General features: G+C 54.7%; 15 protein-coding genes and 1 tRNA gene. 2 read left to right on the plus strand and 14 right to left on the minus strand.

Annotation, left to right across the window (positions count from 1 at the left end; translation table 11 throughout):
- Positions 1-11 precede the first annotated feature (11 nt).
- The 3 genes from PhaeoP97_RS14025 to PhaeoP97_RS14035 are packed head-to-tail and all read right to left on the minus strand — an operon-like array spanning position 12 to position 3,342.
- On the minus strand, positions 12-1,442 hold the full coding sequence (locus PhaeoP97_RS14025) for an aldehyde dehydrogenase family protein (protein ID WP_072505585.1): 1,431 nt from the start codon (positions 1,440-1,442) through the stop codon (positions 12-14).
- Positions 1,442-2,392: a proline racemase family protein gene (locus tag PhaeoP97_RS14030; protein WP_072505586.1), complete on the minus strand. Its 951-nt coding sequence runs from the start codon at positions 2,390-2,392 to the stop codon at positions 1,442-1,444. Before PhaeoP97_RS14030 ends, PhaeoP97_RS14025 begins: the two co-directional genes overlap by 1 nt.
- Positions 2,383-3,342, minus strand: a complete 960-nt coding sequence (locus PhaeoP97_RS14035) for a dihydrodipicolinate synthase family protein (RefSeq protein ID WP_072505587.1) — start codon at positions 3,340-3,342, stop codon at positions 2,383-2,385. Before PhaeoP97_RS14035 ends, PhaeoP97_RS14030 begins: the two co-directional genes overlap by 10 nt.
- 159 nt (positions 3,343-3,501) lie before the next feature.
- Here PhaeoP97_RS14035 and PhaeoP97_RS14040 point away from each other — a divergent pair, with 159 nt between their 5' ends.
- The gene (locus PhaeoP97_RS14040; RefSeq protein ID WP_072505588.1) at positions 3,502-4,164 is read left to right on the plus strand and encodes a GntR family transcriptional regulator; all 663 of its coding nucleotides are present in this window, start codon (positions 3,502-3,504) and stop codon (positions 4,162-4,164) included.
- A gap of 63 nt (positions 4,165-4,227) precedes the next feature.
- On the opposite strand, the gene PhaeoP97_RS14045 is transcribed toward PhaeoP97_RS14040, so the two are convergent.
- The 11 genes from PhaeoP97_RS14045 to ychF all read right to left on the minus strand — a co-directional run bounded on the left by PhaeoP97_RS14045 (position 4,228) and on the right by ychF (position 16,296).
- Positions 4,228-4,926: an SDR family NAD(P)-dependent oxidoreductase gene (locus tag PhaeoP97_RS14045; RefSeq protein ID WP_072505589.1), complete on the minus strand. Its 699-nt coding sequence runs from the start codon at positions 4,924-4,926 to the stop codon at positions 4,228-4,230.
- 383 nt (positions 4,927-5,309) lie between these two features.
- Positions 5,310-7,964, minus strand: a complete 2,655-nt coding sequence (locus PhaeoP97_RS14050; protein ID WP_072505590.1) for a DEAD/DEAH box helicase — start codon at positions 7,962-7,964, stop codon at positions 5,310-5,312.
- Entirely contained in the window at positions 7,961-9,496 is a 1,536-nt protein-coding gene (locus PhaeoP97_RS14055) for a site-specific DNA-methyltransferase (RefSeq protein WP_072505591.1), read from the minus strand. The genes PhaeoP97_RS14050 and PhaeoP97_RS14055 overlap by 4 nt, the downstream gene beginning before the upstream one ends.
- Before the next feature lie 197 nt (positions 9,497-9,693).
- Complete coding sequence (locus PhaeoP97_RS14060) at positions 9,694-10,716, minus strand: site-specific integrase (protein ID WP_072505592.1); 1,023 nt, start codon at positions 10,714-10,716, stop codon at positions 9,694-9,696.
- Between the two features lie 106 nt (positions 10,717-10,822).
- The gene (locus tag PhaeoP97_RS14065) at positions 10,823-11,242 is read right to left on the minus strand and encodes a hypothetical protein (protein WP_072505593.1); all 420 of its coding nucleotides are present in this window, start codon (positions 11,240-11,242) and stop codon (positions 10,823-10,825) included.
- Positions 11,242-11,454: a MerR family transcriptional regulator gene (locus PhaeoP97_RS14070; RefSeq protein ID WP_072505594.1), complete on the minus strand. Its 213-nt coding sequence runs from the start codon at positions 11,452-11,454 to the stop codon at positions 11,242-11,244. Before PhaeoP97_RS14070 ends, PhaeoP97_RS14065 begins: the two co-directional genes overlap by 1 nt.
- Positions 11,455-11,593: 139 nt before the next feature.
- The gene (locus PhaeoP97_RS14075) at positions 11,594-12,514 is read right to left on the minus strand and encodes a hypothetical protein (protein ID WP_072505595.1); all 921 of its coding nucleotides are present in this window, start codon (positions 12,512-12,514) and stop codon (positions 11,594-11,596) included.
- A complete protein-coding gene (locus PhaeoP97_RS14080) occupies positions 12,501-13,703 on the minus strand; it encodes a tyrosine-type recombinase/integrase (protein ID WP_072505596.1) in 1,203 nt (400 codons plus the stop codon). The genes PhaeoP97_RS14075 and PhaeoP97_RS14080 overlap by 14 nt, the downstream gene beginning before the upstream one ends.
- Positions 13,704-13,851: 148 nt before the next feature.
- Positions 13,852-13,941 (minus strand) — tRNA-Ser (locus tag PhaeoP97_RS14085).
- A 179-nt stretch (positions 13,942-14,120) separates the two neighbouring features.
- Positions 14,121-15,044 carry a nucleoside hydrolase gene (locus PhaeoP97_RS14090; RefSeq protein ID WP_072506496.1) on the minus strand — a complete coding sequence of 308 codons (924 nt, stop codon included), beginning with the start codon at positions 15,042-15,044 and terminating at the stop codon, positions 14,121-14,123.
- Between the two features lie 154 nt (positions 15,045-15,198).
- Entirely contained in the window at positions 15,199-16,296 is a 1,098-nt protein-coding gene (gene ychF, locus PhaeoP97_RS14095; RefSeq protein WP_072505597.1) for a redox-regulated ATPase YchF, read from the minus strand.
- A 285-nt stretch (positions 16,297-16,581) separates the two neighbouring features.
- On the opposite strand from ychF, the gene PhaeoP97_RS14100 reads away from it, so the two are divergent.
- On the plus strand, positions 16,582-17,094 hold the full coding sequence (locus PhaeoP97_RS14100; RefSeq protein WP_072505598.1) for an acyloxyacyl hydrolase: 513 nt from the start codon (positions 16,582-16,584) through the stop codon (positions 17,092-17,094).
- The last annotated feature ends 48 nt before the right edge of the window (positions 17,095-17,142 follow it).

A 17,142-nucleotide genomic window follows, 5' to 3' on the forward strand; every position in this document is an offset into this window, starting at 1 on the left:
CCTGACCGTCTTTACGCTAGGGTATAGGCGGTTTTTACCTTTGTATAAAACTCTTTTGCGTGGCTGCCTTGCTCACGTGCGCCAAGGCTGGACCCCTTGGTCCCGCCAAAGGGCACGTGATAGTCTACCCCGGCTGTCGGCAAGTTCACCATGGTCATTCCTGCCTCAACATTCGCTTTGAAATCCGTTGCGTATTTTAGCGATTTGGTACAGATGCCAGCGCTCAAACCAAAAGGCGAGTCATTAGCGACCATCAGGGCTTCTTCATAGTCCGCCACCCGAATGACCGAGGCGACGGGACCAAAGACCTCTTCCTGGTTGATCCGCATCCCATTTGTCGTTTCAGTCACCAAGGCAGGCGCCAGATAGAAGCCTTTGGTGCTGCGCTGAAGCGCCTGACCGCCCAATATACGCCCGCCTTCGCTACCCGCGATGTCGAGGTAGGACAGATCCTTTTTCAACTGACGCTCGTCCACAACCGGGCCGATTTGAGTGGTCTCGTCGAGGGCATTACCAACGCGCAAACCTGCCATCCGGTCACTGAGTGCAGCCACAAAACGGTCGTGGATGTCTGCGGTTACGATTAACCGTGATGATGCGGTGCAGCGCTGTCCGGTGGAGTAGAAGGCACCGTTGATACTGGCTTCGACGGCGATGTCGAGGTCGGCGTCATCCAGCACGACCATCGGGTTCTTGCCGCCCATTTCCAGCTGAAGCTTTTTGCGCTGCGCGCCGCAAGCCGCCGCTATGGCGCTGCCGGTTTGTACCGAACCGGTAAAGGAGAGCGCATCGACGTCGCAGCTCTCAACCAGACGCTTCCCGATCACGCTCCCTTGCCCGAAGACCATGTTGAACACGCCTTCTGGCAGGCCGGAGCGACTGATGATCTCTCCTAAGGCATAGGCGCAGCCAGGTGTCAGTTCAGCTGGTTTCAGAACAACAGCATTGCCGTAAGCGAGCGCTGGAGCGATTTTCCAGGCAGGGATCGCGATGGGAAAGTTCCAAGGGGTGATCAATCCAACAACGCCCATAGGTGACCGCGTCACCTCAACCCCGACCCCGGGACGCACAGACGCAAACATCTCTCCCGCCTGGCGCAGGGTCTCTCCTGCAAAGAACTTGAAGATCTGTCCGGCCCGTGCCGATTCACCGATACCTTCGGCCAGGGTCTTACCCTCTTCACGCGACAGCAGATGGCCCAGTTCAGCCTTGCGGGCCAGGATCTCGGTCCCGATCGCATCCAGCACATCAAACCGCTGTTGCGGTGTGCTTGCGGCCCAACCTGCGGCGGCCTCACGGGCGGCAGAAATGGCGCGGTCCATGTCCTCTGCCGGGCTGTCTGCGGCATAGCCGAGGACGTCGGATGTGTCGGATGGGTTGATATTGGCGCTGGCGGCAGTGGTTTCCGTCCAGCTGCCAGCGATCAGGTTTTTATATTCCATTACTGTACCTCTTGGGGGGTGATCCCTGCCCGATAAGGGTCAGCAGGGTCAAAGTTCAAAACAGTGTCACCGGTCACAAAGGCTTCGCCGGTGATTGTCGCAATCACTGCGGCATTAGGACCGCGACCGGGGCGGTAATGCAGCGTGTAGGTGCTGCCAATCACGCTTTCTTGGATCCATTGCACACCGGGTGCGAGATCGCCGTCTGCTGCCAGGCAAGCCAGTTTGGCAGCGCTGCCGGTGCCACAGGGCGATCTGTCATAGGCGGTGCCCGGACAGAGTACAAAATTGCGCCCGTGGCCAACGCTGGTCATGGGCGGTCCGACAAATTCAATGTGATCAATCATGGCGCCGTCGCGACCAGTGATCCCCTGATCGGCCAATGCCTTGCGTATAAGGACAGCACCCCGGGTCAGCACCTCAACATTAGCCAGCGTCAAGGGCGCCGGTATGACTGAGGTTAGGAAAAACCAGTTCCCACCCCAGGCAACGTCGCCGACAACCTGCCCTAGCCCCTGCACCTCAACCACCACACCGGCGCGATGGCGATCGCTTTCGACATTCTCAACTGCCGCTCGGGTCGGTGTCTGCAATTGCACGCCGACAGACCCAACCGGCGTCTCAATCCGGTGTTGCCCCAGATCAAGACGTCCCAGGTGATGCAGGCTAACAGCGGTGCCGATGGTGGCATGGCCACACATGCCCAAGGGGCCAACCGGATTGAAGTATATTACCCCGGCGGCAGAGGTCCGGTCGCTTGGAGGCACCAGCAATGCCCCGACCACCGCGTCATGGCCTCGTGGCTCAAGCAGCACCGACGCGCAAAAACTACGGTGATCGCAAAACAGCCGCTTCGCGCGTGCGGCCAGCGATCCAGTTCCAAGATCCGGCCCGCCCGATACTATCAGGCGAGTCGGTTCGCCGGCCGTATGGCTGTCGATTACGCGCATAGCGCCGCGACGTCGGACTGCTGTGTCCAATCCGCATACCAGCTACGGAACAATGCATATTGCGCCTCTACATAGGCCTGCTGGCTGGCACTCAGCTGATCGCTTTCGTTGAAATGCAACCGGTATTCGCTATCGCCATTCAGCACCATCAGATGTTTGTAGTAGAGCACCAGGTCCGCGCCTTCGTCGAAGGAAGAGAGCACCGCCAGCGCGGCTTCCAGCTCGCGGGCCTGACGCCGAGCAGTCGCATTGCCTTTGGCTGCCAGCTGACACAGCGACACAAGATGCAGGACTTCATCCGGCAGCGCATTGCCGATACCGGTGATTGCCCCCCCTGCCCCGCAATTCACATAGCCATGGAACACAGTGGTATCGACGCCAATCATCAGGGTTACACTGCTGTCCTGAGAGGTGATGTTTTCAGCTGCATAGCGCAGATCATCTGCGCCGCCGAATTCCTTGAAACCGACAAGATTAGGATGATCCCGGCGCAAGTCAAAGAACAGATCAGCGCGGGTGGCAAAACCATAATAAGGGCTGTTGTAGATCACGGCAGGCAGGGTTGGGGCGGCTGATAGAATGGCGGCAAAATGATCCCGCTGCGCGGCGACCGAGCTGCCCCGTGATAATACACGTGGAATCACCATAAGACCGCTGGCACCAATCTCGGCGGCATGGGCAGCATGGGCAGCGGCCTGAGCGGTGTTAACCGCGCCAGTCCCAACAATAGTTGGAACGCCCGCCGCCACCAGACGAGAGACGCCTTCCATCCGCTCAGCATCGGTAATCAGTGGCCAGTCGCCCATTGATCCACAATAGACAACAGCCGACATGCCTTTGGCGATCAACTCCCGGCCCTTGTTCACCAGAGCATCAAAATCTGGGCGACGGTCCGCCGTGCAGGGGGTCATCAAGGCCGGAATGCAGCCGGAGAATACGGGGTTTGTCATCTGGGGATCCTCTTCAGTGGATATGAACCCAAGCCCGAGAGCGTCTCGGCGCTGGTCTTAATTGCATAATACATATTGGATCCAATATTCAATATAAGAATTATCCCATCTTTCGCACCCGCTACGATCAAGGATATAACGTCCTCAAGGAGCACAGATATGAAGTTGAAATCCGTTGACATATCCAAGACCGCCTCCGCTTCGGCGATCGTCTTCGACGCCTTGCGTAAGGCCATTATCGAAGGTGATCTAAAAGAGGGCGAACCGCTGCGTCAGGATGAAATCGCACAGATGTTCAACACCAGTCGCATCCCCGTACGTGAGGCAATTTCGCGCCTGGAAGAACAGGGGTTGGTCAAGACGCAGCGTTACAAGGGCGCGGTCGTTTCCGGCCTGTCGGCGCAAGAGGCTCAGGAAATTTTCGATTTTCGGGCCGTGTTGGAATCAGAAGTGATCCGCCGTGCGGTTCCACATATGTCGCCTTCTTCATTGGCACAGGCCAAGGACTGCCTTGAGGCATTTTCGCAATCGGCCGACCCAATGACATGGGGAGAATTGAACCGCGACTTTCATTCGACACTCTATCGGGAAAGCGGATTGCAGTATCATATGGATGTGATCGACAATGCCATGGACCGTGTCGACAGCTACCTGCGTGCCCAGTTGGTCTTGTCAAATGGAAATGAGCGGGCCAATGCCGAACACTTGGCGATCTGGGAAGCCTGCGTCGCCGGTGACGCCGATCTCGCCGCATCACATACACGCGATCATATCACCGGAGCCTGTAATACACTTCTAGAGACGCTCAACTCGCTTGACTAAACGCTGCCCCCTTTGGGTCTGATGCACATCCGCCCCAAGTTATCAGACCACCAAGCGGATCCGTTATATGTGGATAGGCTCCAAGTCGTTGTTCAAGCATTCGACCACCTCTATCCGTGCAGGGCACCGCAGCAATTTGGCATATTTGTACTTGAATGCGCCGCCGGACAGGGCAACGACCTGTTCTGCAACCCAAGCCGGGTCTAGCATGTCTGACGTATCTTCCCCAGACTCACGCCAGAAGTTGGTGCGAATGCCAGACGGTGCAACAACAAGAACTTTGCCGATCCCCTCTCCCCGCACCAGCGCGGCAGCCAGCATCCCCAGTCCGGCCTTAGTGGCGCAATACGCAGGTTCCTGCCCGCGCGGTGTATACTGCGAGCTGGACGTTATCAGCATTAGCTTCAACGACCCGGACGCCTGCCGCACAAGACGCTGGATCAGCATCATCGGCGCAAGCAAACCAAGGTTCGTCATTTGCGCAAGCTCCGCATCCATCAGCGACCCGATTGAGCCACGCTGCAGATAGCCCGCGCAATAGACCAATGTCTGCACATCACCGACTTGCTGTACGAGCGCATCTAGCGCACAGGTCATCGCGCCAGCATCATCAGTGATCGACAGCGGGTGAAACTGTGCTCCTGCACAATTCGGATCGATGCGCCCGGTGATACTGACTCCGTGCCCCTCGCCGACATAGTGCCGCGCAAGGTTCAGCCCGACACCAGAACTGCCGCCAACGATGAGTATGTTTTTCTTCACGACATGCCCCTAACTCTGCCATTAGAACAACAGATAGCGCTGAAAATCCAAATGAGGTTTCAGTTGGAACACAAGGCTTGAATGCACAAACTGATCGACAGGATTTGCGCAAGTAACACAGTGATAAGTTGAGTAATGGCGGAGACGAAGTCCGCAGCATATATATTATATGACCCTGATTTAAATACTAAAAAATAGTTCTAGAAAGAATCGTACCACAAAAAATACCACACAAGGATCAAGTTCTGGTCATTCTCGGAGAAAGCGCAGGCCATGAATTCGGCAGGCGAAATCCCAGTTTTTGATAATCAACGGGCCCAAGCCATCCCGCGTAACTCCACAAGGTATGCAGGGTGGCATCTATGAGGCTCACTCAAAGAGGATCATACCTTGGCCAGCTTATCAATCAACTGATCCCGCATGTTCAGGCCATCATCCTCTTTGAGCGCCAGCAAGAACAGCCCTTTGCCATCGCTTACTTTTTCCCAAAGGCTACCAATAGCCATCTTGTCCTTGGTGTCTTGGTTGGTCCGCAGGTGTTCGCCTTTGTATTCAACAACAAGAATCTTCCCATCTTCCAGTTCTGCAACAAAGTCGGGATAGAACTTGCCCCCCGCCAATGGCAACCAGAACGCATTGGGATGCTTGGCCACATTCCTGATCCAGTGTTTCACCTTGGCGTTCGCATCCAAGAACATCGCGCATTGGAACTCTTCCCCATCTTCACCACGGCCATCAAATGCTGGCACTTGGTTTTTGCCTGTAAAATGTTTGCCAAAGACGGTGCGGCCTTGATACGTGCGGACCCCATCGAACATACCGTCAAAAAACCGGAACCCGTTTTCAAAACTCAGGCTTGGCGCGGCATCTGGTTGGAACAGTGACCCTTGATATACCTTGTTGCGCTCGATTGAGTAAATCTCGGACAAGCGGTCTTGCAAGCGGCGTGCCAGTACATATTGGCACCGCATGAGGGTCGAAAGTGTTATGCCTCTATCGTGGATCAAGTAAGCGACCACAGCAGACAGCCAGCTAACCAACTCCCCCTGTCCGATGTAGCGGTCGCGGACTTTGCGGTCTAACCACAGCACAAGCCCCTGCTCAGTCCAACCATCGACCCCAATGTCGAGCGACAACTGGTCCGTCTGGTCCTTGAGTTGCACTTGCAAACTGCCCTCATCCAGATCCACCTCGAACGTGTTGGCCACTTGGCGGATAGAAAATTGCCGCTCAGACAGCTGGTGCGAATGATCCTTGAGCGTCCAATCGTGGTACTCAATCAACAGATCGTTGTCGGCAAAGACAAACTCGTCCTGCACTTGGGCCAAAAGGCGTGGCACGATAAACTCTTCGCCGCGCTGGGCGGGTGACGCCTTGTCTTTATTAGCGGCTTTGAACTTTGCCAGCTCTTCCTTAAACCGTCCGTGGTGCTGGGCAGGCATCTGCTCAAAAATAGCCGTTTCTTGCGCAGGTGTCAGGAAGTCTCTCACTGTTACCTTGGCTTTGCCATGCTCATCGGGTGCAACTTTAATCTTGGTTGGCGCGGCACGCTCGATCCCCTTAATCTCTTCAACGGGTGCATCAATCGAAAGATCAAAGTTTGGCGTGGGACGTGGCTTGCGCCCGAACATACCGTCGAGCAATTCCGGCTGCGCGTGTTCGATGTTGTCGGCAACTTCACTTTCATCAAAGCCCATATCGACCAGCTTATCGACCAGCCCTTTGACCGCGTCTTGGAATGTGGGCGAGCTTAGGCAGGCATAGGACTTGTTGAGCATCGCGGACGTGCGGCGTGTAGCATAGGGCATCCGCAGCACGCGGCCCAATAGCTGTTCTGCATCGCCAGCCGTGCCGATGTTGGCCACAGAACAGAACACATAGGCGAAAGAACAATCCCACCCTTCCTTTAGCGCCTGCACCGTGATCACATAGTCGATCTCGCAAGCTGGGTCTTTGAGGTCGATCCCATCCAGTTCACGTTGCTTTCCCGTGACCACTGCAATCTTTTCTGGCGGGATGTTCTTCACCTCGACCAGATGATCGCGCAATGCGTCCACGTTGACAGGTTGATCCTTGTTCTGGGCTTGGAACAGGACAATAGGCCGGATGTAGTTATCGCGGTCCTTTTGCGCCTCTTCATTCAACTGGGCTTGGCGCAGGATCGCGCCATTAACAGCGGATTGCCACGATTCATGCTCTTCCAGCACCACGGGCATCTTGATCATCTGTTCGTCTTTAAGTTCCTGGGCCGTGACGGAATGCAGGATGTTCGACTTGTTCTTGGGCGTGGCGGTAAACTGGATGATCGCGGACGGATTGATCCTGCGCTGCATTTCATCCGCCAGCGAGGTCACAGCGTTATGCGCCTCATCCACGATCACCAACGGATTGTGAACGTGCATCAGGTTGGCGAATGAAAACCGGATATCGCCTTTGAACGGCCCGTCATCATTACGCTCCAGTCCCGGCGTGGCGGGGGATGTCTTGGCAAAATGCGGTTCTAGCATTTCGTGGTGCGCATAGACCTTGCGCCCGTTGGTGTTGGACACTTTGAGCGTTTGGACCGTGCCAACAAACACGCATAGCTTTGACGCCAGATCAGACGGGGTGACTTGGGTGAAGTCGGCAATGTCGAACACCCGTACGCGGCCCTCAAACGCCTCATCCAGCGCTTGGCGGTAGAAGTGGCGCGGGTCTTTGAGTGCCTCGACCGTTTGCCGCCGGATCGCATCGGATGGCACAAGCCACAGCACCACGGGATAGTCGCGCTCTAACCAATGGTCGCGGGCTTGGATGATCGTATGTGCGGCCAGCAACGTCTTACCGCCCCCCGTGGGCAGGCGCAGACAGGCATAGGGGACGCCTTCAAGCCCTTTGATCGCCTTGTAGGGTTTGGCATAGGCCTTAAGTCGCGCGGCCTGTTCTGGACTTTCAATAATTGCGTTGAACGCCGCCGCTGGATCGCCTTGCAAACGCGCATCCTTGAGGAAACGGGTCAGCACGTCGAGCGTGCCTTTCTGATAGTGCTTGAGCCTCATTTGCGAGCCCTCACGTCATAGGGTGTTTGCTTGAACACGATGTTCTCCGCGTCCAGTGAGGCATCGGCCAGCACCGTGCGTTCGCCGTAGATTGTCAGTGGCCCGTCAAAGCCACCCGCCGCATCGCGGATGATGGCCAGCGTTTTGCGGGTCAGCACGTTACCGCCGTTCACCGACTTGTCGCCAAGGATGCCATTGTAAAGCAGTGCAAAGCCGCGCCCGTCCTTCGCACCAAGGAAAGGAGAGAGCGGTTGGGGTTCAGTCCAAGGCTGTCCTGTTTCAGCAAACCAGATATGGGCGGCAAGCGTGGGGAAATGGATGTCAGGCTGGATTTGTCCTTCTTCCGTGAAAACTGGCGACCCGAGGCGATAGAAACGGAAACCACCGCCGCCCTGCCAGTTCCGCGCTGTGGAAATGCCGCCCTGTTCTCCATCTGTGACCTTTTGCAAACGCGGCGCGCAGTGGGTAACCGCATGGTCGCCCATCTCGATCCCGATATAACGCCGTCCCATTTTCTGGGCCACGGCGGCGGCGGTGCCAGAACCGAGGAAGGAGTCGAGCACGATGTCGCCGGGGTTGGTGGCGATATGGAGTACTTGTTGAAGAAGCTTCTCAGGTTTGGGTGTAACAAACAATTCGGGACCATCATCAGCTACGGCGCGAATTTCTTGCTTCGCCTCTGCATTTGTCCCGGCGTCCTGATAAGCCCAAAGAGTTGCAGGCACGATACCTTGTTTTGCTTCGGTTAGGAACTTTTTTACACGCGGGATTGAGTCCCCTCCTTTGCCCCACCAAATTCTATTGTCGTTATTCAATTCATGAAATTTTTGCTCGGATATTCTCCAGTAGGTACCACTTGGAGGGCGATGAATTCTTCCTGTCGGTGAACTGATGGAATAGCTTCCTAAACTATAGTAATTTCGGGCTTGAACTGCGTTTGTAGTCCAGGGGCCACGTGGATCATCATCTTGGTTCGAATAATTCCCCGCACTTTTTTCTGAGCGCGGCAATAGATTTCTCGACCAGTATTCACGGTTCTTCGCATAACAAAGAACATGATCGTGCATATCTGAAAGGTATTTTGCAGAATTTTTTACTGTATACAGCTTTTGCCAGATCACATTTGCTATGAAGCTTGACCGCCCAAAAACCTCATCCATCATGACCTTCAGATAGTGCCCCTCCCGGTCATCAATGCTCACCCAGATCGAGCCATCTTCCGCCAACAAATCCCGCAGCAGCTCCAGCCGGGGCCACATCATGGCCAGCCACTTGGAATGCTCCAGATTGTCGTCGTAATGCTCAAACGCCGATCCGGTGTTGTATGGCGGGTCGATATAGATGCACTTCACCTGACCGGCGTAATAGGGCAGCAGCGCTTTTAAGGCGTCCAGATTATCGCCCTGGATCAGCATGTTGCCGGTATCCCGGTCGCCATAGCCCAGCGCAGGGTCTTCTTCCAGCAGACGGTACGGCACCTTCTCCGCCGCCCGCACATCCTCATCCCGCGTCAACCACTGCAATGTCGGCATAGAGTGTCACCTTGAACTTGATCGCACCGACACATCGCCAGTCCATTTGACCGGACCCTAGCCAATGCCACGCACGCGCACAAATAGCTTTAGACGCACATTGGTTTTTTGTCTTCAAACTGCCCACGCATAAAATTGAATACCCGTGCCGGTCCTGAACGCCCGCCTCCAGACTTTGGCCCCCTCCACAAACGGTCCTATGCAGGTTTCAAGCGGTTGATCAGCTCTTCTTTGCGCTGCTTTGGAATGGGCAGGTAAGACCCCATCGTGACGGCCATATTCTCATGCCCGATGTTCATGCCCCACGCCTTGAACTCCTCCACTGTCTTGCAGCGGTCATTGGCCATCTTGATCAACGTGGTGCGGAAGGCGTGCGGCGTGTATTGCGGTAACTGCACCATTGCAAAGGCGTTGCGGATGATCTTATTAAGCGGCGTTGTCGTTGCGAACGGATCACGCGACAGCCCCATCTTTTGAAAGTCGCCCGTTTCCGCCAGTCCCATTTGCGCCTTGGGGAAAAGCGCATCGGTTGGGCCGAAAAACTTTTCTGTTCGTAAATATTCCACCCATGCCGTGAAACACTCAAGATAGGCAGGATCAACAGGCATAAATACGGTGTCGATGGGCTTGGCCGCTTTGGTGTTCACCTCACGCGGGTCTTGGAAAACCTTGCCATGGAAAAGGTCGATATGTTTAAGCCGTAATGACGCCACAGCCCCCACACGTGCCCCTGTGAGCATGAAGAAGGCAAAGAGCGACTTATCCCGCTTTTCAAACTCTGTAGCGCTGGGCATGGCTTGGAAAGCGTGAAACGCCGCCTCAGGTGACGCTGCTTCCTTGTCATTGGCGGTATGCGCAATCCTTGCCGACTTGCGGTTGTTGTTGAAATAGCGCGTGTCGCTATAGGTCAGCACCTTTTTGTAGCCCTGTTGCCCCGCAAGCCAATGAAAGAACTTGCGCACCAACGTTAGTGTTGCGTCCACTGTCGAATGGCTCAACGGTTGGCCGCGTTGGTTTTTTGCTTGGGAAAGATAGGTTTTGAATTTGGCTGCTTGCTCGATATGGAACCGCTTGAATGGCTTGAATCCTGTAGACTGCTCAAACTTGAGGATCGCCGCCAAAACCTTGTCAGTGGATTTTTCATCCAACCCGTCCGCTTCCTCTAGATAGAACACATATTTGCGCTTCATTCGTTCGTTTTCTTCAATCACTCGTCTCATCTTGGTGTCCGTTGCTTTTGAGGTTGTCTTGCGCCTAAATTTCCAGCTGTTCGGGCAGCCTGCTCAAAGTGTGGTTTTGAACTGGGCCTGAGGGGTTCGTATAGGCTCAAGACATGCCCTTAATCGTGATCTCGTAAATCTGACCAAATTTGACCAAGTCACCCTTGCCGACAAAACGCTGCAAGCCGCCCTCACAAGCCTCACACAGCCCTGTAAGTCGCCCTCTTGTGTCATTTACAGGGACGTAATCCACCATTCCCCACAGCGGCTTCTGAGGGGCTCTACACTTGAAACAGTACATTTGATCCAAGGCCATTTTGACCGACTTTTTTGCCTGCTTTTCGTCGATGTAGCGGATCAGTTCCGCGCCAAGAATGTAGTGAGGGGTACTTGCGGTCATTACGCTCAGCCCGCTGGATCGCCATAACCGCACCGTATGCGCGGTGACGCCCAGCGCCGCCCCTGCTTCATCATAACCATAGAGGCGATGTTTTTTAATCTTGCGCGTTGAAACGCGCTTGGCCATCAGGATTGCCCACCATTAGTAGGCTCAACACGCTGGGCATCTGCCCATGCATTCAAATCCTCTCCACGGTAGATGATCTTGCGGCCCAGCTTGTAAAACGCTGGCCCCATGCCCTTGTGACGCCACTGTGCGAGCTTGTCGCGATCACCGATAATTTCCAGCTCAGCGTCGCCTAGAACGTAGTTGCGGTTTTGCTCGAAGATGAGGACCATTCAGATTTCCTTTGTAGGTGTTGAATGGTTACCTCTTTTAGTCATTTATCTTGATTGTTGAACAGTTTTGATGAAGCGCCTAGCCCAAGTTGCCGTTTCCTTGAGGTAGCTAACTCACTTGGAAAAATGGTAAAACCACTTAGCCAGTTTTCGGGAAGAGCTCTCGGTAACGACTTTTGTACTTCGCCTCACTCGCATATGTGGTGAGGTACATTTCGACTTGACCTCTTCCTTGTGACCAGAGCGACGGGTTTTCTTTAGCCGCATCATCGACGGCGAGCTTAGCCACCTCAATTGGCTTCATGCGGGCTAGGACGGGGTTGCTTTCAACCAGCTGGGCCATACGTTCAAAGAGCTGATCAAGCCGTTGTGATTTTCGGTCTTTCGACTTCCCCATCTTACCACGATCTTTGTAGCTATTCTCATATTCACGAGCTTTACGTGCATCTGGTTCGAGTGAAACCAAGTTTTGCGCGCTGGAAAAGAGACGACCGACAGAATACCCTAGTTCGAATATGTTGAACGCATCAGCGTTGTCCCCAAAGTGGTCTTCAAAAATGCTTATGTGTTGAAGTGCCGCTGTCACGTCAATTTCAAGACGTGAATAATCTCGATCTTGATCAATTTCAGCCCCCTGAAGATGCAGTTCGTGTGCCATGTCACAAAGGTGCTTTAGCTCCAACTCGCAGTCCAAAGCGTTGTTGCTTAGAAGGTGATCTATACAGTTCTGGACACTGCCATAGAGCGCGTCAAAAAAGTCTTCACGTACCAAAAAACGGCGGATATTTCGACCTGATTGCCGCACTGCCATGATGTGCCCATCGAACTCTCCACTTATTGCAAAGAGCGCCACATCTGCCTTGGGCGATGCGATTGATAATGGCCCCAGTTCTGAGATTGCTTCGTACAACTCAGGAAACGTTTCATACATTTGCTCAACGGGATGACCTTCGCTGCGTGCAACCAACCGAAAAGATTCTTTGTGCTCAACCCAGTGAACAAGCTCAAGATTTTTGATCGTGCCTGAGCCGTCGTCGCACGCGCTGTCATCCTGTTTCAAATTGGATCACCTTGCCTTCACTTGCTGAAACGAATCTAGTCCAGCGTTCCATCAAAACGCGCCGTTTCTCCAGCAAGTCAGACCGTGCATAGGCTCTCTCGACGTCAGAGCCTACTTTATGAGCAAGGCTCATTTCTGCAACTTCACGCGAGACATTGGCAACCTCTGAGGCCCAATCGCGGAAAGTAGACCGAAAGCCGTGAACGGTAACGTCCTCGACCCCCATCCTGCGCAACAGCATCAACATCGCCATATTGGACAGAGGCTTGCGCCTTTTCTGGCCTTCAAACACAAATTCGGATTCCATCGCCTTTAACGGTTCGATGATCGCGAGCATTTCATCGGTCAAAGGTACGCGGTGATCATCGCCGGTTTTCATCCGTGCCGCTGGGCAGATCCAGAGGCGCGCTTCGAAATCCAGTTCCGTCCAGCGCGTTCCAAGCACTTCACCCGTGCGAGAGCCAGTCAAACAGGTGAACATCAGCGCCTTAGCAGCCATTGCGTTGCGCCCAGACAGATCCGCATAGAATGCTGGGATGTCTTGCCAGCGCATGGCATTGTGATGCTTTGGTTTTTTGACGACTTTGGGCAAGACGCCTGCATCTTTGATTGCTGTGACAGGATTTTCGCCGGATCGAAGGCCTTTTGATCTTGCTACGTCCAGCACGATTTTGAGCCGCTGTGCCAAGCGCCGTGCAGTTTCATGTTTTTCGGTCCAGATAGGCGAGAGGCACATGAGAACTTCTGGTTGGCCAATGCTATCGACGGGCATTCGCCCGATCTTGGGGAAGGCATAATCGCGCAGAGTGTTGATCCATTGCTGCCCATGTTTGGCGTTTTTCCAGGTCGGCATCCGATCAATATGCACTTGCTGGGCAATTTCTTCGAAGGTCGGAATTTCGCGCTGGGCGTTGAAGCGTGGGTTTAGTCCTTGTTTCGCCATCCGCCGATATTCCAAGGCGCGATCACGGGCCTGAGGTAGCGTGATGATATCAGCGCCGCCTAGTCCGAAATCCGTTCGCAGGGGCGCGCCCTTTTTGTTTTTTTGCCCTTTGACAACAACCCGAACAATCCAGCGGCGCGCGCCTGAGGGATCGACAACCAGATAGAGCCCGTTGCCGTCGCCATGCCGACCCGGTCCGAGGTTCTCGACCAGCTTCTTAGTCAGCTTCCCAGTGAGAACCGCCATACAACATACCACATTTTATACCACTTAAGGAAAGCATATGAGGTAGATCGAAAGAAATCCAACAAAAAGAAAGCTGCGCACAAGTGATGGATAAGAAACGAAAAAGACCGCCCAAAGCGACCTGTTCAATGCCAACAAAAAGGTATGGTGGCGGAGACGAAGGGATTCGAACCCTCGAGACCCTTCCGGGCCTACTCCCTTAGCAGGGGAGCGCCTTCGACCACTCGGCCACATCTCCGCTGACCCGTCTATCAGCGCAACCAAGTTAAGAACAAGGGTGAAATAGCGTTTTTTGGAAAAAATTTGCAGGACCGCAGGATGTGTTCGGCCACAAAGATCAACCCGCCGCATCAGTGTCGCGGCGGGTTGTTAGATGGTTGGCGTAGGCCCCGTTTTGAGCGCTGTGACAGCGACTGATCAGGGCAGAATGGCCAGGCGTTTCAGGAACAGCGCTTTCACGGCATCCGCATCGACTGCCATGTAGACATCAATCGGCTTGCGGCCACTCTTGGTGGAAAGGCGCGTTTCACCTGAGGTTTCCCCGTCGCAAGAAACCTCCATCGCGACCGAACGCGCTGTAAATAGTTCGGGGTGAGTGCAGGCGATAACCGCAGCGGGATCATGCAGCGAACAGCCGTCGAATTTCCCGACCGTCTCATAGAAGTGCAGATAGAAGACCGACATCTTCTGCAGCATGCCGCCCAGGTCCGGTGACTGCGCAGCAATCGCGGAGAAATCACCCTGGGTACACAGGATGCGATGGGTGACATCCAATCCGACCATCTCAACCTGCGCGCCGGATCCAAAGACCACATCGGCGGCATGGGGGTCATGATAGATATTGGCCTCGGCATGCGGGGTGATATTGCCCCCCTCCTCCAGCGAACCACCCATGATGACGATACGTTTCACGTTCTTGGCGAAATCTGCATCGCGTTGGATTGCATGGGCGATATTGGTCAGCGGGCCAATCGGACAGACCACCAGCTCTCCTTTGTGCTCGCGCGCCATGCGGATCAGAAAGTCAGCTGCGTCTTCGTCAAGCTGACTGCCTTTGGGGGTTTCCGCAGGAATATCGCCGAAACCCTCGGCGCCGTGCACATGAGCAGAGGGCGTGAAAGGCGGCAAAACCAGCGGGGTCTCGGCACCATGGGCAACCGGCACGTCCAGCTCTGCCGCTTCGAGCAGGCGCAAGGCATTGCGCGTAGCGGTCTTGGTCGTCACATTGCCAAAGATTGTGGTGAGACCCAATAGATCGATATCCGGGGCAGCCGCCGCGTAGAAAATCGCCATGGCATCGTCGATACCGGGATCTGTGTCGATTATGAGTTTGGTTGTCATTGTCATCCCTACGGCTAATCAATCGGCAGGGTCTAGCATTTCCGATAGCGGTAACTCAAGCCTGTGGTTTTCAGGAATAAGCTACAGCTGTATCAAGAAAATGCCCGCCTTCACAAAAGACGGGCATTTCAGTTGCGTCGTATGACTGGCGCAATCAGGTATTAAAGAGGAAGTGCAATACATCGCCGTCCTTCACGATATAGCTCTTGCCTTCGGCCCGCATCTTGCCCGCTTCCTTGGCGCCCTGCTCGCCGCCGGCCGCAATGTAATCGTCATAGGCAATGGTTTCGGCGCGGATGAAGCCCTTTTCGAAATCGCCATGGATGACGCCAGCGGCCTGCGGGGCAGCGGTACCGGAACGGATTGTCCAGGCACGCGCCTCCTTGGGGCCAACGGTGAAATAGGTTTCCAAGTGCAGCAGCTCATAGCCTGCACGGATCAGACGATCGAGACCGGCCTCAGCGAGACCCATTTCGGAGAGGAACATTTCTGCCTCTTCAGGTTCCAGCTGGCTTATCTCCTCTTCGATCTGGGCGGAGATAACGACATGAGAGTTGCCCTGCGCTGCGGCCATGTCAGCGACCTTGGCGGAGAATTCATTACCTTCGACGGATTCGGACTCGCCTACATTGCACACGTAAAGCACAGGTTTGGTGGTCAGGAGCTGCAACAGTTTCCATGCCTTGGCATCTTCCATGTCGACCTCGACAAGCCGCGCAGGTTTGCCATCTTCCAGCATCGCTTGGGCTTCGGCCAACAAGCGATCCTGTTGCTGGGCTTCCTTGTCATTGCCCTTCATCTTGCGCACCAAATTGGCGCGGCGTTTTTCAATACTTTCAAGATCGGCGAGCATCAACTCGGTCTCGATGGTCTCAGCATCTGCGACGGGGTCAACACGCCCATCCACATGGGTGACGTCACCGTCTTCGAAACAGCGCAGTACATGGGCAATAGCGTCGGTTTCGCGAATGTTAGCGAGGAACTGATTGCCCAGCCCCTCTCCCTTGGAGGCGCCTTTCACCAAACCCGCGATGTCAACAAATGTCATCCGGGTTGGGATAATCTGCTTAGACGTCGCAATCGCCGCCAATTTGTCCAGACGGGCGTCCGGCACACCCACTTCGCCCACGTTGGGTTCGATCGTGCAAAACGGAAAGTTCGCCGCCTGCGCCGATGCGGTTTTTGTCAATGCGTTGAACAGAGTCGATTTACCGACATTCGGCAGACCCACGATTCCCATTTTAAAGCCCATGTCGGCCTCCTGATGCCACTTGGGAGGTGCTTCTAGGCAGCATTTGGCTATGACGCAAGCGGCCATCGCCCGACATGCCTAAAGGCCGCCGTGCGTATTGCACATTAGGGCCGCAACCGGGCGTCCATGACGTTGGCCGGAAAACAAAAGCAGATTTTGTGCAACTATTTGGTGACAATTGCGTTCCTGTGACGGGATCGTGACCAGATAAGCCTGCTGCCTTATGGACTTTCTCCCAACTTATAGGATCATTTCAGCCAAGCTGACCAACACGAGATTATCATCATGAGCATTCGCACCTTCGTTACAGCAGCCTATATTGCCAGCGCGTTCACACTGGCCAGCGCACTGCCTGCTGCTGCACAAGACTGGATTTTTAGCGCAGGGTATTCAAGTTTTTCACGTGCAGGCGCTGAAGACAGTGCACTTGTCTCAGTCGAATATCAGCACGACGCCTTTTGGCAGCGCGGCAACTTTGACGCATTGTTCGGTGCCGCACTTGATGTGCAGACAACAGGTGATCTGTTCGTCGGCGCGGGCGTAGTTGGCAAATGGCAATTACGGCGAGGTTGGTTCATTGAGACCAGCGTCATGCCCGGAGCCTATGCGGAAAGCGTGAGACTGAATGACCTTGGCTCTACGTTTGAAATCCGCAGCGCATTGGCCGTTGGTAAGACTTTTGAGAACGGCCGGGCGCTATCGCTGGCGTTGACCCATAAATCCAATGCGTCGACGGCGGATATCAACCCCGGGGTAAATTCTCTGCTTCTGCGCTGGCATGTTCCATTCAAAGGCTGAGTGATACCGCAGGCTGATCCATCGCAGTAAGGCTGTGCACGGGATTGA

This window comes from Phaeobacter porticola (assembly GCF_001888185.1).
Taxonomy (GTDB): Bacteria; Pseudomonadota; Alphaproteobacteria; order Rhodobacterales; family Rhodobacteraceae; genus Phaeobacter; species Phaeobacter porticola.